Raw genomic sequence first — 16,395 nt, 5'->3', positions numbered from 1 at the left:
TTATTGGCGCCCTGATCGGCAAGCGCTACGGCTCGAGCTCGATATCCCAGTAGAGATAATCCAGCCAGCTCTGGTGCAGGTGGTTGGGCGGGAAGGCGCGGCCATTATTGTGCAGGTCATGCACGGTCGGATGGTACGGCGCCTGATGCGGGAACATCTTGATTTCCTGCGGCATCCGGTTGGCCTTGCGCAGGTTGCAGGGCGCACAGGCGGCCACGACATTCTCCCAGGTCGTCAGCCCACCCTTGGAGCGGGGGATGACATGGTCGAAGGTCAGATCATCCTTGGAGCCGCAATACTGGCACTGGAAGCGATCGCGCAGGAACACGTTGAAGCGGGTAAAGGCCGGGTGCCGCGCCGGCTTCACATAGTCGCGCAGCGATACCACGCTGGGCAGCCGCATTTCGAAGCTGGGGGAATGGATGACCGTGTCGTAATGCGACACGATGTTCACACGATCGAGGCACACCGCCTTGATCGCGTCCTGCCACGACCAGAGCGAGAGCGGATAGTAGCTGAGCGGCCGAAAATCGGCATTCAGCACCAATGCGGGACAGGCCTCAGGCGACACGTGGATCGTCACTTGAGTCTCCCGGAACGGGAATCGAGTAAGTCCATAGCCCCCTTATACTAAGCCCTTTGTGTCAGGGCTGTGAAGCGGGGGACAATGTCTTATTTCGCCGCCACGCGCTCGATGAAGGCCGTGGCAAAGGCCAGCCCGTCCGGCGCGATGCCGTGCCCCACGCCATGGCTGACATGATAGGCCACGTCATAGCCGGCGCCGCGCAGCGCGGCATCGGCTTCGGCGCTGAGCTCGGCATCGACAACCTGGTCCATGTCCCCATGCACGAGGCAGACCGGGCTCTTGGCCAGCGGCGCCGTGCCGAAGCCCTCTGGCGGCAGGAAGGCGCCCGAAAAGGCGATGATGCCCATCAATGGCCGCTCCAGCGACAGCCCCACATGCAGCGCCATCATGGCGCCCTGGCTGAAGCCGGCGAGAATCGTATTCTCCGGCGCAATGCCGGTCTGGCTCCACAGGTCATCGAGGAATTCGCTCAGCACCGGCCGTGCCTGCAGCACGCCGGTCTGCCGGCTCGCCAGCCGGTCGCCCTCAAAACTCACATCGAACCACTGGAAGCCCGCTGCCAGCTGCCGGCACTGATCCGGCCCATTGGGCGCGATGAACACCGCGTCGGGCAGGACGCCCTGCCAATGCGGCGCCAGCCCGATCAGGTCAATGCCGTCGCTGCCATAGCCATGCAGCAGCACCACCGCCTGCTGCGGCAGGCCCCCGGAAGCGGGCGGCAGCATGGGGCCGGAAAGCTTGGTCACAACAAAATCCCTTCTCGATCGCGCATCACGGCGAAATAGCGCCAGAACAACAAGGCCGCGGCGGAGCGATGCGGCATCCAGCGCGCGGCGATGCCGATCATGTCCTTGATGGACGGACGAGCGTCAAGCCCGAGCCCGTGCTGCACCGCCTTGAGCAGTGCCAGGTCGCCGGCCGGAAACACATCCGGATGCCCGGCGCAGAACATGAGATAGACCTCCGCCGTCCACGGTCCGATCCCCTTATGGGCAACCAGATACCGCACCGCCTCTTCCGCCGGCAGGGTTTCGAGATGGGCGAAATCGAGCTGGCCGACTACCATGGCCTCGGCAATGGCCCGCACGGTACGGAACTTGCCGCCGGAAAATCCCGTCGCTCGCACCGCTTCTTCCGAAAGCGACAGATAGCGCACCGGATCGAGCGCACCGGGCAGCTGCTCGAACCGCCCCCAGATCGCCGCCGCGCTGGTGACCGACAATTGCTGGCCGGTAATCACCTTGGCCATGCCGGCAAAGCCCGGTGGATTGATGCGCGGCTGCACCGGGCCGGCAAAGTCGCGCACGGCCACGAGGCGCGGATCCATGCCAACCAGCACGTCGATATGGCCGGCAATCGCCTCGGCGCTGTCGATGCGCGGTGACGGCAGGATTTCGCTCATGTAGAAAACCCCCGTGTCGCAGAAATCACCCAGACCCATCCTTCGCTTCGCGCCCAGCCCCAATGGCAGGCTGCATCTCGGCCACGCCTATTCGGCCCTCTATACCTGGAACGCCGCCGCGCTGCTCGGGGGCACCGCCCTGCTGCGGATCGAAGACATCGACGCCGAGCGCAGTAAACCCGAATTTGCCGCAGCGATCATCGAGGATCTGCACTGGCTGGGCCTCGATTGGTCCGAGCCCGTCATGCGCCAGTCCGATCGCCTGGAGCATTACGCCGCAGCCGGCAATCAGTTGCGCGACCTGGGCCTGCTCTATCCCTGTTTCTGCTCGCGCAGCGAGATCGCCGCCCGTTCCGACAATACCGATCCCGAGGGCGCGCCGCTCTATCCCGGCACCTGCCGGCATCTGGGTCGCGACATCCAGATCGAGCGGCTGGAGCGGGGCGATCCGGTGCAGTTCCGGCTCGATGTGGCCAAGGCCATGCAGCGCGCTGGCATGCTGACCTTTACCGCAGTCGGCCCGCTCGTCACCGACCGGCCACAGGTCCGCTATGCCCGGCCCGAGCGCTGGGGCGATGTCGTGCTGCAGCGCAAGGGCACGCCCGCCAGCTATCACCTTAGCGTCGTCGTCGATGATGCCGCGCAGGGCATAACCCATGTCACCCGGGGCCGCGACATGGAGGCGGGCACCGATATCCATGTCCTGCTGCAGATGCTGCTCGGCCTGCCCTCGCCCATCTATAATTTCCATAAGCTGATCCTGGGCGACGATGGCAAAAAGCTCGCCAAGTCGCGCGGGTCGGAAAGCCTCGCCGATCTGCGCGCCAGGGGCTGGACCCCCGAGGATGTGAGACGGGCTGTGGGCCTCTAGACCCCAGCACCCTCGGGTTGGAGAAGAGCTTTCCCCTCACGCCGCCTTCCGTTTCAGGAACGGCTTCACCGTCTCGGTCACCGCCACCGCGAAGGGCGTGCCGAAATCGGGACCAAGCAGGGCGTCGAGCCGCGGATCGACCAGCTCCATCGGGTTGTTCCAGAGGTAACGCATCTTGACCACTTCGCGCATGACCCCATTGGCCAGCCCCATGGCCTGGAGGAATATCCAGGGCAGCGGCACCACCTTGAGCGGGGCGGGCGATGCCGCCTGGATCGCCGCCATCAGCGCGCCATGCGTCACGTAATGGCCGGCAAAGTGGAACGTCTCGAAGCGGCCCAGCGCCTTGCGCTGCTCGCCCACCAGGGCAAAGGCCCGGCCCAGATCGGGCAGATAGGCCCAGGCATGCCCCACGTCGAGATCGGCCATGGAATGGATCCTGCCCTTGCCGGCATCCATCATGATGGCCTGGTCATACCAGTCCCCGACCGTGTTGGGCCCGTAGAAATCCCCGGCGCGAATGATGATGGTCTGGAACTTGCCGGCCTTGGAGGCCGCCGCCAGCATCTCTTCCTGCCGCACACGGATGGCGCCGCGCGGCGTCTGCGGGCGCTGCGGCGTCGCCGGAATGATGCGCCGGTCGGTGGCGGCATAATTGTAGATATTGCCCGGAAACAGCAGCGTCTTGCCGCTGTCGCCCATGGCCGCGATGACCGTCGCGAGCAGCGCCTCGGCGCGGCCCTTGTCCCACTTGTCATAGGGCAGGTTCAGTCCGTTGACGACGATATCCGCATCGGCGATCGCCCGCTTGAGATCATCGAGGCTCGCCGCGTCGCCCTCGATAAAGCCGACGCCCGCCACGGGATGGCGGTTGGACCGGCCGAAGCCGGTCACTGAAAATCCCGCCTCGTGAAAGGCCCGTGCCGCATGCTGGCCGATATGCCCGTTGATCCCGAGGACCGTAACCTTACCCTTGCTCATCGCTGTCTCCATTACGCGCTGGACATCAGCATCGCGCATTCATTATCGTGGCGATATCGGCTTAAATCCTAGATGCGATATTCATAAATGAATAGAGAACCGGACTGGGCCCTGTGGCGCAGCTTCGCCGCCGTGGTGGCCAATGGCTCGCTTTCCGCTGCGGCGCGCGAGCTGGGCATCAGCCAGCCCACGGTGGGCCGGCATGTCGAAACCCTCGAGGCTGATTTGGGACTGACCCTCTTCGAACGTACGCTGACGGGCCTCAAGCCCAACAGCACAGCGCTGCGGCTCTACGAGCCCGTCAATACCGCCCAGTCGGCCCTGGCCGAAGCCGCCATCATGGCCGAGGGGGCCCAGGATGATCTGGGCGGCACGGTGCGCATCACCGCCAGCGCCATCATCTCCAATTATGCGCTGCCGGGTCTCCTGGTGCCCATTCGCCAGCTCTATCCGCGCATCGCGCTCGAGCTGGTGCCCTCCGATTCGGCCGAGAACCTGCTGCTGCGCGAGGCCGATATCGCCATCCGCATGTTCCGCCCCACCCAGCTCGAACTGGTTACGCGGCATCTGGGCGACCTGCCCATCGTGCCCGCCGCGCATGAAAGCTATCTGGCGCGCCGCGGCACGCCCCGTGCCATCGAAGAGCTCTACGACCACGACATGATCGGCATGGACCGCTCGGACGCCATCATCGCCCATGCGCAAAAGCTCGGCCTGTCGCTGCGGCGCGAACACTTCCTGCTCCGCTCCGACGAGCAGACGCAAATGTGGGAGCTGATCAGGGCCGGGCTGGGCATCGGCTTCGCCCAGGCCAATCTGGTGGCCACGACGCCGGGCATGGTGGCCCTGCCGCTGGACCTCAGGATCCCGCCGCTCCAGGTCTGGCTCACCACACACAGGGAATTGTTCACCTCACACCGGATTCGTGCCATCTATGACGCGCTCGCCGAGGGTCTCACTGCGTATATCCATGGTCGGCACTTCAATCGGTAGGATTTCATGCAGACCGCTCTCAATATCGCCATTGCCCTTGCCCTGCTTTTCGTCGTCGTCATCCTGGGCATGGGCCTGTGGAACATGCTCAAGGGAGGGCCGGGTAATACCAGCCAGCGCCTGATGCGCCTGCGCGTCATCGGCCAGGCCGTGGCCCTCGTGCTGCTGCTGGGCGCGCTGTTCCTGTTCGGCGGCCGGCAGGGCTAGCCGCACATGATCAAGATCAACCGCATCTATACCCGCACCGGCGACACCGGCACGACCAGTCTCGTGCGCGGCCCGCGCCGCCCCAAATACGACCTGCGCGTCGAGGCCTATGGCACGGTGGATGAAGCCAATGCCAGCATCGGCGCCGCGCGCATCCATACCGGCTCCATGCCCAAGGTCGACATGCTGCTGGGCCGCATCCAGAATGACCTGTTCGATGTCGGCTCGGACCTGGCGACGCCCGGCCTCGACGAACCGGACGCCCAGTATCCGTCGCTGCGCATCCGCCCGGTACAGACCGAATTTCTCGAAAAGCAGATCGATCACTACAATGCCGACCTGGCGCCGCTGACGAGCTTTGTCCTGCCCGCCGGCTCACCGCTTGCCGCGGCGCTGCATGTGGCCCGCACGGTGACGCGTCGCGCCGAGCGCATTGCCGTCGAGCTGGCCGCTGCCGAGGCCGATACCAGCCCCGAAACCGTGCGCTATCTCAACCGGCTGTCCGACCTGCTTTTCGTGCTGGCCCGGGTCGCCAATGGCAATGGGGCCAGGGACGTGCTCTGGATCCCCGGCAATCATGGCGATCTGAAAAAAGGCGGCTGACGCTAGGCCGCGCGCGACGACAAAGCCGGCTGGTCTTCGACCACCGGCGCCAGCGGTTCGCGCAGCAGCATCTCGCCGGAAAACACCACGCGGTTGCGGCCATTATGCTTGGCGGCATAGAGCGCCGCATCGGCCTGCACGAACAGCTCGCTGCTTGGCGTGGCGCCTGACGCCAGGGCGACGCCGACGCTGGCGGTAATGGCGATGCTGCGGCCCTCCCAGCTGATGTCCAGCATTTCGATGGCCCGGCGCAGCCGCTCGGCGATCTGGAAAGCCCGGGCCGAATCGGTATCGGGCAGCAGCACCGCCAGTTCCTCCCCGCCCAGGCGCGACAGCAGGTCATGGTTGCGCGTATGGCTGCGCAGAATGTCCGAGACCCGCTGCAGCACATGGTCGCCCGCCGCATGGCCATGGGTATCGTTGACCACCTTGAAGTGGTCGAGATCGAGGATCAGCAGCGCCGCCTCGCTGTCGGGAGAGCGCAGCCCCTCGATGCCGCGTTCGAAGGCCCGCCGGTTGGGCAGGCCGGTCAGCGCATCGGTAAGGGCATCGGTCTTCCAGTGCTGCTCGCGCTCGATCTGCGTAAGTTCGCGCTGCACGAACAGCCCCAGCAGCACGGAGGCCGTCACCGACGCCGTGACCATATAGGGCCCGATGAGGCTGAGCAGCGACCAGATCGTGGCGTAGCCCATGGCAATGCCGGTCAGCAGATAGCAGGAGATGACAAAACCCAGCACCAGCAGGTGCCGCACCTTGATGCGTCCCTTGGGGCGCAGGAAATACCGCCAGCTCAGCCCAAGCAGGGCTGCCGCGACAATGCCCAGTGCCCCCGGACCGGCACCCACCCCGCCCAGCCACAGCCGGTAGCTGCCGCTGATGGCCACCGCGACCAGCGCCGCCGGCCAGCCGCCAAAGGCTGCCGCAAAGCCGACGATGAGCGCCCGCGAATCCACCACCGCGCCTTCCCCGATCCGGGCCGGCGTCATGATGGCCACGATGGCGCCGCTGCCGAAGATCACGCCCTGCAGCAGCGAGCGAACGGCCCGGTGCCAGTCCTGCCGTTCGACGATGCCGAAGGCGATCGCCATCAGCGCCAGAAGGCTGGTGGCGTGAACGAGGGCAAGGAACAGTTCCTGGATGAACATGCGAAGGGGCAGCCTCGGGACGCGAATGTGAGCATCTGGCCGCAAAAGCGTAAGCGAGACATGAACTTGCCCGCCACTGGCGCCAACTCTGCAAAGTGCCGTTAATGCGCAGTAAAGGAACAAAGCAGGCAAATTTCACCAAATTGCCACGATTGCCCAAGCCTTTGTTTACACCCCGGGCCTAGGGTCATCACCGGACTGTCAGCACAGGAGGTCCAGATGAATACCGACCTCTCGACGCAGATGCTTGCCATGAACGCGACCAAGACGCAGCACAGCGTCCAGATTGCCGTGTTCAAGAAGGCCCATGAAATGCAGACTGACCTGCTCGACACGCTGATGCAGACGGCACGCTCGGCCCCGCCGCCCGGCCAGGGCGCCCGGATCGACAAGCTGGCATAGGGAACGCTGCGATGAGCAATGCTCTCGGCATCGGCCCCTCAGTGATGATCAATCGCCTCGTGCACGAGGCCGGCAAGGCCGGCGCCACCCATCTGGCGGAAGTGGCGCGCCTGCGCGCCGATCTCGACAGGGCCGTGCTGACCCGGCAGGCCGAAGCGGCCGACCTCAGCCCCGATGGCGAGGCCAGGGCGCCCGTCGTCAGCTCAGGCGCCGACGTCGATCGGCTGGTCTAGACTCCCAACCCCAGCAGCGTCTCGATCACGGCTTCGCCGTCTGGCGTATTCCATTCCGCCGGCCCCTGCAGCACGCCCATCTCGCAGCCATTCTCGTCCAGCACCAGCGTTGCCGGCAGCCCGACGGCCACCGCCTGCTGCTTGAGCCGGTCGAAGGCGGCAAAGGTATTGTCGGCATAGAGCGGCAGGTTGGCGAACTGGTTCTCGTCGAGGAATGCCTGCGCCTTGACCAGCCCGCCTTCCCCGATGTCGAGATTGATCGGCAGCACCATGAAGGCATCCGAATTGTATTTCGTCGCCAGCGCATCGAGCGCCGGCATTTCTTCCCGGCACGGCACGCACCAGCTGGCCCAGAAATTGACCAGCAGCGCCTTGCCCTTGAAATCGGCGATCGTGACGTCCGCGCCGGCGGCATCCTTGAAGGCCATGGTCGCATAGCCCCTTCCCTCGCCGGTCCCGTTCAGCGCCGCCAGTTCACCCATGGCGGCTGCGTCGATGGCCGCCGCTGCCTCGGCCTGCACCGGACATTCCTTTGCCCCGGCGGCATTGCCGAGCCACACCCACGCCGCTATAGCTACGCCCAATCCCACCACCCCAAGAGTGACCCACAGCCGGACCCGGCTCGTAGCTCCGGGACGGGGCGCCTGCATGTCGGTCATAAGCAATCTCCGAGGTATTCGATGAGCAACAAGATGTGGGGCGGCCGGTTTGCCACCGGCCCCGACGCCATCATGGAAGAGATCAACGCCTCGATCGGCTTTGATCAGCGTCTCTACCGCCAGGATATTGCCGGATCGATCGCCCATGCCACAATGCTTGCCGAGACGGGCATTCTGACGCAGGCCGACCGCGACAGCATCGTAGCCGGTCTGAACGAGGTATTGGCCGAAATCGAGGGCGGCACCTTCACGTTCTCGCGGGCACTGGAAGACATTCACATGAATGTCGAAAGCAAGCTGCGAGAAAAGATCGGTGATGCTGCCGGCAGGCTGCACACTGCCCGCTCGCGCAACGATCAGGTTGCGACCGATTTCAAGCTCTATGTCCGCGACACCATCGACACCCTGGTCACCCAGGTGACGACGCTGCAGCTGGCTCTGGTGACCCGCGCCGAGGAAGAAGCCGAAACAATTATGCCCGGCTTTACCCACCTGCAGAGCGCCCAGCCGGTGACCTTCGGCCATCACCTGCTCGCCTATGTCGAAATGCTCGGCCGCGACGCCGGCCGGCTGCTCGATGCGCGCAAGCGGCTCAACGAAAGTCCTTTGGGATCAGCGGCTTTGGCCGGCACGCCCTATCCGATCGACCGGCACATGACGGCCGAAAAACTCGGCTTTGACCGGCCCACCGCCAATAGCCTCGACGCCGTGTCCGACCGCGATTTCATCCTCGAGACCCTCGCCGCCGCCACCATTTGTGCCATGCATCTCTCCCGCTTCGCCGAGGAGATGGTGATCTGGAGCTCGGCGCAGTTCAGCTTCGTGCGGCTCTCCGACAAGTTCACCACCGGCAGCTCCATCATGCCGCAAAAGCGCAATCCCGACGCCGCCGAACTCGTCCGCGCCAAGATCGGCCGCATCCTGGGCGCGCTCACCAGCCTGATCGTGGTGATGAAGGGCCTGCCGCTCGCCTATTCCAAGGATATGCAGGAAGACAAGGAAGTCGCCTTCGACGCGCTGGATTCCCTGTCGCTGTCGCTGGCCGCGATGACCGGCATGGTCAGCGATCTGACCCCCAATCGCGAGCGCATGCGCGTTTCCGCCGCGGCCGGCTTCTCCACCGCCACCGATATCGCCGACTGGCTGGTGCGCGAGCTCAATATCCCCTTCCGCGACGCCCATCACATCACCGGGCAGATCGTCGCCCTGGCCGAGCAGAAGAATTGCGGGCTGGAAGGGCTGACCATCGAGGACTTCAAGTTCATCGACCAGCGCATCGACAGCCGCATCCACAAGGTGCTGACCGTCGAAGCTTCGGTCGCGGCGCGCCAGAGCTATGGCGGCACCGCCCCCGCCAATGTGCTCGTCCAGGCCGCCCGCTGGAAGACGCTGCTGACCGGGCAACCGCACGACCCCAAGCCGCTGGGCAAGAAGAAGCATGGCACCCATGGTGATGGCGGGCTTTGAGCCGGCCCGCAGGGCAAGATCGCCCCGGTGGAGCGATTTTAGGTGAGAAGGCCATGAGAGCTATGCTCGAATGGCCCAGAGGCTGAGCAGGCACGATTCGTTGCTATTCTGCCTCGGCGACGCGGAGAGACGAGTGCCCAAAAACACCCGACAAATGCGCCTGACCGAGCGCCATGTCGGCTACCTGCAGCCGCACAATCCCACCGAAGAAATGCCGCCCCCACCCGCCGGCATGCGCGCCGCGACGCCTGACGACCATATCCGCACCACGACCGAGCTGCTCGGCCCGACCCGCGACCATGACGAGGTCTGGATCTTTGCCTATGGCTCGCTGATCTGGAAACCGGCCTGCGATTTCGTCGAGATGCGCACCGGCCTGGTCCGCGGCTGGCATCGCGCCTTTTGCCTCGGCTGGAACAACCGCTTTCGCGGCTCCGATGCCAATCCCGGCCTGATGCTGGCACTCGATCGCGGCGGCGCCTGCAACGGCGTGCTCTATCGCCTCCCCCCGGGCCAGATCGATGAGTGCATGACCAAGCTGCTGGAGCGCGAAATGGGCTGGCTGCCCTCGCCCTTCCCGCCGCGCTGGGTCAATGCCAGGAGTGGCGACCGCACCATCCGCGCCCTCACCTTCTGCATGGACCGCAATTCGGGCCGCTACGTCTCGGGCCTGTCCGTCGAAGCCATTGCCGACGTGCTCGCGACCGCCGTGGGATCACGCGGCTCGATGGCCGAATATCTCCACGCCACGGTGCAGCACCTCGAGGATATCGGCATCCACGATCCCCATCTCTGGCAGCTCCAGTCCCTGGTCGCCGACCGCATCGAGGCGGCTTATGAGGCTGATCGATAAGTCTTGCTTTCGTTTTCCGGTGCGCTGGAATAGAGCCTAGGCCACCCTCCCTTCTCCCCTTGCGGGAGAAGGTGGCGCGCAGCGCCGTATAAGGGGTCCACGAGGGTGGACAGAACCCCTCACCCGCCCTTCGGGCACCCTCTCCCGCAAGGGGAGAGGGAAGGCAGGAAGCTGACGAGCATGGTCCACCACTTCGAACACCGCGACGGCACGCTCTATGCCGAGGACGTCAACATCAACGACCTCGCCGCCAAGGTGGGCACGCCCTTCTATGTCTATTCCAGCGCCACCTTGCGCCGGCATGTGCGGGTGGTGAAGGCGGCCTTTGAGGGCATTCCGACCCTGCTCGCCTATGCCATGAAGGCCAATTCCAATCAGGCCGTGCTCAAGCTCATGGCCAGTGAAGGCGCCGGCGCCGACGTGGTCTCGCTGGGCGAGCTCGAACGGGCCCTTGCCGCCGGCATCAAGCCGGAGATGATCGTCTTTTCCGGCGTCGCCAAGACCATTGCCGAAATGCGCCGCGGCCTCCAGGCCGGCATCAAGTGCTTCAATGTCGAGAGCGAGCCCGAGCTCGAACGCCTCTCCATGGTCGCGGCCGATATGGGGCTGACCGCCAAGGTGTCGGTGCGCATTAATCCCGATGTCGATGCCCGCACCCATGCCAAGATTTCGACCGGCAAGGCCGAGAACAAGTTCGGCATCCCCTATGCCCGCGCCCACGAAGTCTATCGCCGTATTGCCCGCCTGCCCAATGTCGAGGCCGTGGGCGTCGACATGCATATCGGCAGCCAGATCACCGATCTCGAACCCTTTGGCAACGCCTTCGGCCTGATGGCCGAGCTCGTCGGGACCCTGCGCGCCGACGGCCACACGATCAGCCATGTCGATATCGGCGGCGGCCTGGGCATTCCCTATCATCACGACCAGGAAGCCCCGCCCCATCCCGAGGCCTATGCGGCGGTGGTGCGCGACAAGATCGGCCAGCTCGGCTGCTCGCTGGTGATCGAACCCGGGCGCCTGCTGGTCGGCAATGCCGGCATGCTTGTCACCAAGGTGGAATATGTGAAGCAGGGGGCGACCAATTTCGTCATCGTCGACGCGGCGATGAACGATCTCATCCGCCCCACCCTGTATGAAGCCCACCACGACGTGGTGCCGGTCAATCACTCCAACCTCGCCCAGATCACCGCCGACATTGTCGGCCCCGTCTGCGAGACGGGTGACTATCTGGCCAAGGCCCGCACCATGCCGGGCGTCAAGGAAGGCGACATGCTGGCGGTGATGAGTGCCGGCGCCTATGGCGCCGTCATGGCCTCGACCTACAATTCCCGCGCGCTGATCCCCGAAGTGCTGGTCGACGGCGACCGCTTCCACGTCATCCGCCCACGCAAGTCGCTGGACGACCTGATCGCACTCGACAGCGTGCCGGACTGGCTCTAGCGCTTCAGGACAGATCGGGTATAGGGCACGATATTGCCAGTGCACCGCTGGGATTCCTCCCCCTTCAGGGGGAGGCTAGGTGGGCGTCCTACTGCAGCTGCGCCTGTCGGCCGAGCGACAGCACTTCCACCGGTTTGCCCACCAGCGCGTCGTCCACCTTGGCCAATAGGTCCGCCAGCGTGAAGGGCTTGGTGATGACATCATAGATGAGCGCATCAAGCCCATGCGCCCGCTCGCGCTGATCGGCAAAGCCGGTCATCAGCACGATGATCATGTCGGGAAACTTGGCCGCGACATGCAGCGCCAGCCCGATCCCGTCCATGATCGGCATCTTGATATCGCTGAGCAGCAGGTCGAACCGGCCTGCTTCGGCATCGGCCGTCTCGGCGGCCAGGCCCCCATCCTCCTCGGCGACGACTTCATGCCCCTTCATGGTCAGTGCGCTGACCACGAAGGCGCGCACGGAAGGATCGTCTTCGGCTACCAGAATGCGGGCCATCAATTATGCTCCGGTGTTGTCTCTGCGGTCGTGCCGGCTGTACCGTCGGTCGCCTTCCGCACATCTTGTCCGCCGGCAAAGCTGAGGCGCACGCGCGTCGCTTCGCCCGGCGGCATGGTCAGCTGGGTATCGAAGGTCGAGCGTTCGCCCGCCATCAGGTCGCGGACCGATGGCGTCACGCTCCACTCATAGATGCCTTCGCCCTCGGCATTGAGCAGGGTCACTACCACCGATGGCACGACCACCGGCTCGCGCTTGATGCCCACGATCTGCGCGGAAACGACCAGCACTTCCTTGCCGTCGCGCAGCGTGCGCAGCGTCGTGACATCGGAAAAGTCGAGCCCCACCACATTGACGCCCAGCCCGATGGCTTCGTAGACGCCGGCCATTTGCGGATAGCGCTCCACCACCTGAACCCGGGCGAAATACCCGGTCGCGGCCAGCCCGCCCACCAGCAGCACCGAGGCGATGCGCATGCTGCGCCGCAGCCGGGCCAGCGGCAGGTCTGCCACCATGGCGCTCTGCCGGCGCGTAAAATCCTTCTGCCGCTTGCGCAGCATGGCGGCCTCGGTCTTGCCCGCGTCCACCGCCTTGCGCTGGACGCCATCGGCCGCCTGTTCCTGCGCCAGGCGCTTGGCGATCTCGGCGGCGACCTTGCGCTCCTCGTCGGCCATGGCCTCGTCGAGGCCATCTTCGGCAATCGCCTCGAACGCCTCTTTCTGTTCGCTGGTGGGCGGTTCCGGCTCGGGGTCAAGCGGGCGCTGCTGCCAGGCCTGCTGGCAATGCGCGCATTGCACCTTGCGACCTGCCGAGCCAATGGCCTCGTAGGTCACCTGATACTTGGTCTCGCAATGGGGACAGGTGATGATCATCGGGCCGGACGGAAGGGGGATCGGGGCATTTCTCCGGTGACCCTAGAGGGCGGGAGTTAAAACTCCTCAAACCCCTCCCCGGCCCGCACGCAATCCACCACATTTGTGCCCCTTTCATACAGGCAAGGACAGCTTCAGGCGCATGCAGCACCCATGGCTGTTATGATGCGCGCACGTTTTGATTCGCGTCACAAGCGGACCAATGGGGAGCCAAGCACTCTTGATCGAGTTTTCCGATGTCGGGCTACGCTATGGCAATGGTCCTGAAATCCTGCGGGACCTGACCTTTTCGGTCGAGCCGGGATCGTTCCACTTCCTCACCGGCCCCTCGGGCGCCGGCAAGACCTCGCTGCTCCGCCTCCTCCTGCTCTCGCTCAAGCCCTCGCGCGGCCGGGTCACCATGTTCGGCGAGGATGTGAACAACCTCAGCCAGGACCGCCTCCTGCAGATGCGCCGCCATATCGGCATCGTCTTCCAGGAATTCCGCCTGCTCGACCACCTGACGACATTCGAGAACGTCGCCCTGCCGCTGCGCGTGCTGGGCCAGCCCGAGAGCGAATATCGCCCCAATGTCACCGAACTGCTCGAATGGGTGGGCCTGGGCGAGCGCATGAATGCGCTGCCCTCGCTGCTTTCGGGCGGCGAAAAGCAGCGCGCCGCCATTGCCCGCGCCGTCATCGCCCGCCCCAAGGTGCTGCTCGCCGACGAGCCGACCGGCAATGTCGATCCCGATCTGTCGAGCCGCCTCGTCCACCTCTTTGCCGAGCTCAACCGCACCCTGGGCATGACCATCATCCTGGCTACCCACGAACTGCCCCTGCTCGACAAGTTCAACTATCCACGCATGCTGCTGAGTAAGGGCGAGCTGGTGATCCATGATTGAGCGCATCCTGGCCCTCCTCCCCGCCCGCAAGGGCGCGGCACCCATCGTCCCCGAGAAGAGCGTCGCCGGCCGCACCCTGCTGCTGCTGATCACCATCATGAGCTTTCTCTCGGCGGTGACGCTGGGCGGGGTCGTGCTGGTGCAGAAATCGGCCATTGCCTGGTCGGCCGATGTCGGGCGCGAAGTCACTATCCAGCTGCGCCCCGTCGAGGGCGAGCTGATGGATTCCAACCTGCGCACCGCCGTGTCGCTGGCCGAAGCCACCCCGGGCGTCGCCTCGGCCCGCGCCCTCACCATCGAGGAAAGCCAGCAATTGCTCGAGCCGTGGCTCGGCGCCGGGCTCGATCTCACCGCCATCGAGATCCCGCGCCTCGTCGTGGTGCAGCTAGCCGACCCGGCCGAAGCCGACATTGCCGGGCTGGAGCGCAACCTCGCCGCCGTGCAGGGCGCCAGCCTTGATACCCATGCCGCCTGGCGGCAGCAGCTCAACACCATGGCCGGCACCATCGTGCTGTCGGGCCTGCTGGTGCTGATCCTGATCGGCGCCGCCACCGTGCTCGCCATCGTCTTTGCCACGCGCGGCGCCATGGCGACCAATCGCGAGATCGTCGACGTGCTCCACTATATCGGGGCCTCCAACAAGTTCATTGCCGGCGAATTCCAGGGGCGGTTCCTTTCCATAGGCCTCCAGGGCGGCCTGCTCGGCACCATTGCGGCCCTGCTGTTCTTCGCCTTGGTCGGCACCGCGGCGGGCAACATGCTGTCGAGCGAAGCCGGCGCCCAGGTCGGCGTCCTGTTCGGCCGCTTTGCGCTGGGCCTGGCCGGCATTATCGGTATCGCCGCCGTCGTGCCCGTCATCGCCGCACTCACCGCCATCACTTCGCGCGTCACCGTGCGCCGCTTCCTCGGCGAGACGTCCTAGCCCTGCCGGGTCGGGAACGCCCTCGCCAAGCGGGCATTTGCCCGGTATGACGCTCGAAATGGCGGCAGGCCGCAGGAGAGACCAATGGCAATCGTGCAGGCGCTGCGGACGGCGCTGTTCTATTTCATCTTCATCGGCCAGACCGCGCTCGTCGCCGTCACCATCGGCACCATTGCGCTGGTCAGCGGCCGCACTCCCTTGAGCTGGGGCCTGGCAAAATTCTGGTGCCGCTCCAACCTCGCCTATCTGCGCGCCATAGCCGGGGTGAAGACCAAGGTCAGCGGCGAGGAAAACATCCCCGCCGGCGGCTGCATCATCGCCGCCAAGCACCAGAGCGATTGGGACGTCTTCGCGATTTTCCCCTATACCGGCCGCCCCGCCTATATCGTCAAGAAGGAGCTGATGCGCATTCCCTTCTTCGGCTGGGCCGCGCGTTCGCTCGACTGCATCGAGGTGGACCGCAAGCGCGGGGCCGAGGCCATCCCGCTGATGATGGCGCAGGCCCATGCCGCCATCGAACGGGGCTGCCGCATCGTCATTTTCCCCGAAGGCACCCGCCGGGCGCCGCTTGCGCCGGCCGATTACCGCCAGGGCATTGTCCGGCTCTATATGGAGCTCAAGGTGCCCGTCGTGCCGGTGGCGCTCAATTCCGGCCTGTTCTGGGGCCGCAACAGCCTCCTGATCTGGCCCGGCACCGCCGAGGCCAAGTTCCTGCCCCCCATCGAAGCCGGCCTCGCGCCCGACGTTTTTCTCGACCGACTCAAAAAAGCCATCGAATCCGGTTCCGATGAACTGATTCTCAAGGCAGCCGAAAACGGTCTCGGCCGTCCCGTCAGCCCTGAGTTTCAGGCCAGGCTCGACGCCCTCAAGGAGTCGCGCGCACAGGTCTCCTGACCACTACATATTGACGATATAGCCGAACACGCACATACATATAGTCATCGAACGCTGAACCGCTTGACGTCTATCTGAATTTGTTCTATTTTTGTTCTTGTTCGATGATCGCTGGAGATGGCGTGAAATGGCTGGCACTGTCGAGAACAACGTCCTGATCCACGGCTTTGGCCGGCTCAGCAACTGGCAGGGCCGCTCGGGCCGGACCTATGGACTGGTCAGCGAGAATGTCGATCATTTCGCCATGGGCGATTCCGATCTCTACCTGATCGCCAAGGGCAGCCATGTCCTCTGGGTCGGCTCGACCAATGAATTGGTCAGCGACCCGATGAGCCGCACCCGCTTCCGCCTGGCACTCGATTGTGCCGATCGCGCCTTCCGTCTGCTCTCCCCCGCCGCCGCCACGCAGCGGATGGCCACGATCTGGGACCTTGAAGGCGCCGAGCCCGCCGCCGGCGCCCAGGCGGCCTAGCCACAAGGGCC

At 65.0% G+C, this 16,395-nt stretch carries 21 protein-coding genes; 13 read left to right on the top strand and 8 right to left on the bottom strand.

Translation table 11 applies throughout. From position 1 onward, the window contains the following. Positions 1 to 25: 25 nt before the first annotated feature. The 3 genes from ACLI1C_RS15865 to ACLI1C_RS15855 form a co-directional block, all read right to left on the bottom strand. The gene (locus ACLI1C_RS15865) at positions 26 to 583 is read right to left on the bottom strand and encodes an HNH endonuclease (RefSeq protein ID WP_411398462.1); all 558 of its coding nucleotides are present in this window, start codon (positions 581 to 583) and stop codon (positions 26 to 28) included. 89 nt (positions 584 to 672) lie between these two features. Next, a complete protein-coding gene (locus tag ACLI1C_RS15860; protein WP_411398460.1) occupies positions 673 to 1,332 on the bottom strand; it encodes an alpha/beta hydrolase in 660 nt (219 codons plus the stop codon). Beyond that, on the bottom strand, positions 1,329 to 1,988 hold the full coding sequence (locus tag ACLI1C_RS15855; protein WP_411398459.1) for a DNA-3-methyladenine glycosylase family protein: 660 nt from the start codon (positions 1,986 to 1,988) through the stop codon (positions 1,329 to 1,331). Before ACLI1C_RS15855 ends, ACLI1C_RS15860 begins: the two co-directional genes overlap by 4 nt. Positions 1,989 to 2,001: 13 nt before the next feature. Between ACLI1C_RS15855 and gluQRS the strand changes: the two genes are divergently transcribed. Then, positions 2,002 to 2,859 (top strand): tRNA glutamyl-Q(34) synthetase GluQRS, encoded by an 858-nt coding sequence (gene gluQRS / locus ACLI1C_RS15850; protein WP_411398458.1) that lies wholly within the window; start codon positions 2,002 to 2,004, stop codon positions 2,857 to 2,859. A gap of 36 nt (positions 2,860 to 2,895) precedes the next feature. On the opposite strand, the gene ACLI1C_RS15845 is transcribed toward gluQRS, so the two are convergent. Next, positions 2,896 to 3,840, bottom strand: a complete 945-nt coding sequence (locus tag ACLI1C_RS15845) for an NAD-dependent epimerase/dehydratase family protein (protein WP_411398457.1) — start codon at positions 3,838 to 3,840, stop codon at positions 2,896 to 2,898. 87 nt (positions 3,841 to 3,927) lie between these two features. Here ACLI1C_RS15845 and ACLI1C_RS15840 point away from each other — a divergent pair, with 87 nt between their 5' ends. From ACLI1C_RS15840 to ACLI1C_RS15830, 3 genes are read left to right on the top strand one after another with little or no spacing between them, the layout of a single operon-like run. Then, positions 3,928 to 4,833 carry a LysR family transcriptional regulator gene (locus ACLI1C_RS15840; RefSeq protein ID WP_411398455.1) on the top strand — a complete coding sequence of 302 codons (906 nt, stop codon included), beginning with the start codon at positions 3,928 to 3,930 and terminating at the stop codon, positions 4,831 to 4,833. A gap of 6 nt (positions 4,834 to 4,839) precedes the next feature. Next, positions 4,840 to 5,040, top strand: a complete 201-nt coding sequence (locus ACLI1C_RS15835) for a twin transmembrane helix small protein (protein ID WP_411398453.1) — start codon at positions 4,840 to 4,842, stop codon at positions 5,038 to 5,040. 6 nt (positions 5,041 to 5,046) lie between these two features. After that, positions 5,047 to 5,643: a cob(I)yrinic acid a,c-diamide adenosyltransferase gene (locus tag ACLI1C_RS15830; protein WP_411398451.1), complete on the top strand. Its 597-nt coding sequence runs from the start codon at positions 5,047 to 5,049 to the stop codon at positions 5,641 to 5,643. Between the two features lie 2 nt (positions 5,644 to 5,645). Here ACLI1C_RS15830 and ACLI1C_RS15825 read toward each other — a convergent pair whose 3' ends face one another. Then, positions 5,646 to 6,788 carry a GGDEF domain-containing protein gene (locus tag ACLI1C_RS15825; RefSeq protein ID WP_411398450.1) on the bottom strand — a complete coding sequence of 381 codons (1,143 nt, stop codon included), beginning with the start codon at positions 6,786 to 6,788 and terminating at the stop codon, positions 5,646 to 5,648. A gap of 219 nt (positions 6,789 to 7,007) precedes the next feature. Here ACLI1C_RS15825 and ACLI1C_RS15820 point away from each other — a divergent pair, with 219 nt between their 5' ends. After that, positions 7,008 to 7,190 (top strand): putative motility protein, encoded by a 183-nt coding sequence (locus ACLI1C_RS15820; protein WP_411398449.1) that lies wholly within the window; start codon positions 7,008 to 7,010, stop codon positions 7,188 to 7,190. An 11-nt stretch (positions 7,191 to 7,201) separates the two neighbouring features. Continuing rightward, positions 7,202 to 7,423, top strand: a complete 222-nt coding sequence (locus ACLI1C_RS15815) for a hypothetical protein (RefSeq protein ID WP_411398447.1) — start codon at positions 7,202 to 7,204, stop codon at positions 7,421 to 7,423. Here the strand turns inward: ACLI1C_RS15815 and ACLI1C_RS15810 are convergent. After that, the gene (locus tag ACLI1C_RS15810; protein WP_411398446.1) at positions 7,420 to 8,082 is read right to left on the bottom strand and encodes a TlpA family protein disulfide reductase; all 663 of its coding nucleotides are present in this window, start codon (positions 8,080 to 8,082) and stop codon (positions 7,420 to 7,422) included. The two genes, ACLI1C_RS15815 and ACLI1C_RS15810, sit on opposite strands and share 4 nt — an antisense overlap. 21 nt (positions 8,083 to 8,103) lie before the next feature. On the opposite strand from ACLI1C_RS15810, the gene argH reads away from it, so the two are divergent. From argH to lysA, 3 genes are all read left to right on the top strand, one after another. Further along, positions 8,104 to 9,549, top strand: coding sequence for an argininosuccinate lyase (gene argH / locus ACLI1C_RS15805; protein ID WP_411398445.1), 1,446 nt, complete (start codon positions 8,104 to 8,106; stop codon positions 9,547 to 9,549). A gap of 133 nt (positions 9,550 to 9,682) precedes the next feature. Further along, the gene (locus tag ACLI1C_RS15800; protein ID WP_411398444.1) at positions 9,683 to 10,402 is read left to right on the top strand and encodes a gamma-glutamylcyclotransferase; all 720 of its coding nucleotides are present in this window, start codon (positions 9,683 to 9,685) and stop codon (positions 10,400 to 10,402) included. A 180-nt stretch (positions 10,403 to 10,582) separates the two neighbouring features. Beyond that, on the top strand, positions 10,583 to 11,842 hold the full coding sequence (lysA, locus tag ACLI1C_RS15795) for a diaminopimelate decarboxylase (RefSeq protein WP_411398443.1): 1,260 nt from the start codon (positions 10,583 to 10,585) through the stop codon (positions 11,840 to 11,842). Positions 11,843 to 11,930: 88 nt separating this feature from the next. Here lysA and ACLI1C_RS15790 read toward each other — a convergent pair whose 3' ends face one another. Further along, entirely contained in the window at positions 11,931 to 12,341 is a 411-nt protein-coding gene (locus ACLI1C_RS15790) for a response regulator (protein ID WP_411398442.1), read from the bottom strand. Continuing rightward, a complete protein-coding gene (locus ACLI1C_RS15785; RefSeq protein ID WP_411398440.1) occupies positions 12,341 to 13,213 on the bottom strand; it encodes a zinc-ribbon domain-containing protein in 873 nt (290 codons plus the stop codon). The genes ACLI1C_RS15790 and ACLI1C_RS15785 overlap by 1 nt, the downstream gene beginning before the upstream one ends. 220 nt (positions 13,214 to 13,433) lie before the next feature. Between ACLI1C_RS15785 and ftsE the strand changes: the two genes are divergently transcribed. From ftsE to ACLI1C_RS15765, 4 genes are all read left to right on the top strand, one after another. Further along, positions 13,434 to 14,096 carry a cell division ATP-binding protein FtsE gene (gene ftsE, locus ACLI1C_RS15780; protein ID WP_332692351.1) on the top strand — a complete coding sequence of 221 codons (663 nt, stop codon included), beginning with the start codon at positions 13,434 to 13,436 and terminating at the stop codon, positions 14,094 to 14,096. Continuing rightward, on the top strand, positions 14,089 to 15,018 hold the full coding sequence (locus tag ACLI1C_RS15775; RefSeq protein WP_411398439.1) for a cell division protein FtsX: 930 nt from the start codon (positions 14,089 to 14,091) through the stop codon (positions 15,016 to 15,018). The genes ftsE and ACLI1C_RS15775 overlap by 8 nt, the downstream gene beginning before the upstream one ends. Before the next feature lie 84 nt (positions 15,019 to 15,102). Then, complete coding sequence (locus ACLI1C_RS15770; protein WP_411398438.1) at positions 15,103 to 15,912, top strand: lysophospholipid acyltransferase family protein; 810 nt, start codon at positions 15,103 to 15,105, stop codon at positions 15,910 to 15,912. A gap of 127 nt (positions 15,913 to 16,039) precedes the next feature. Then, the gene (locus ACLI1C_RS15765) at positions 16,040 to 16,384 is read left to right on the top strand and encodes a hypothetical protein (protein ID WP_411398437.1); all 345 of its coding nucleotides are present in this window, start codon (positions 16,040 to 16,042) and stop codon (positions 16,382 to 16,384) included. Positions 16,385 to 16,395: the final 11 nt, after the last annotated feature.

The organism is Devosia sp. XGJD_8 (assembly GCF_046614475.1).
Classification (GTDB): domain Bacteria; phylum Pseudomonadota; class Alphaproteobacteria; order Rhizobiales; family Devosiaceae; genus Devosia.
Note: the sequence above shows the minus strand (reverse complement) of the source record. Positions and strands in the feature narration are given on the sequence as shown.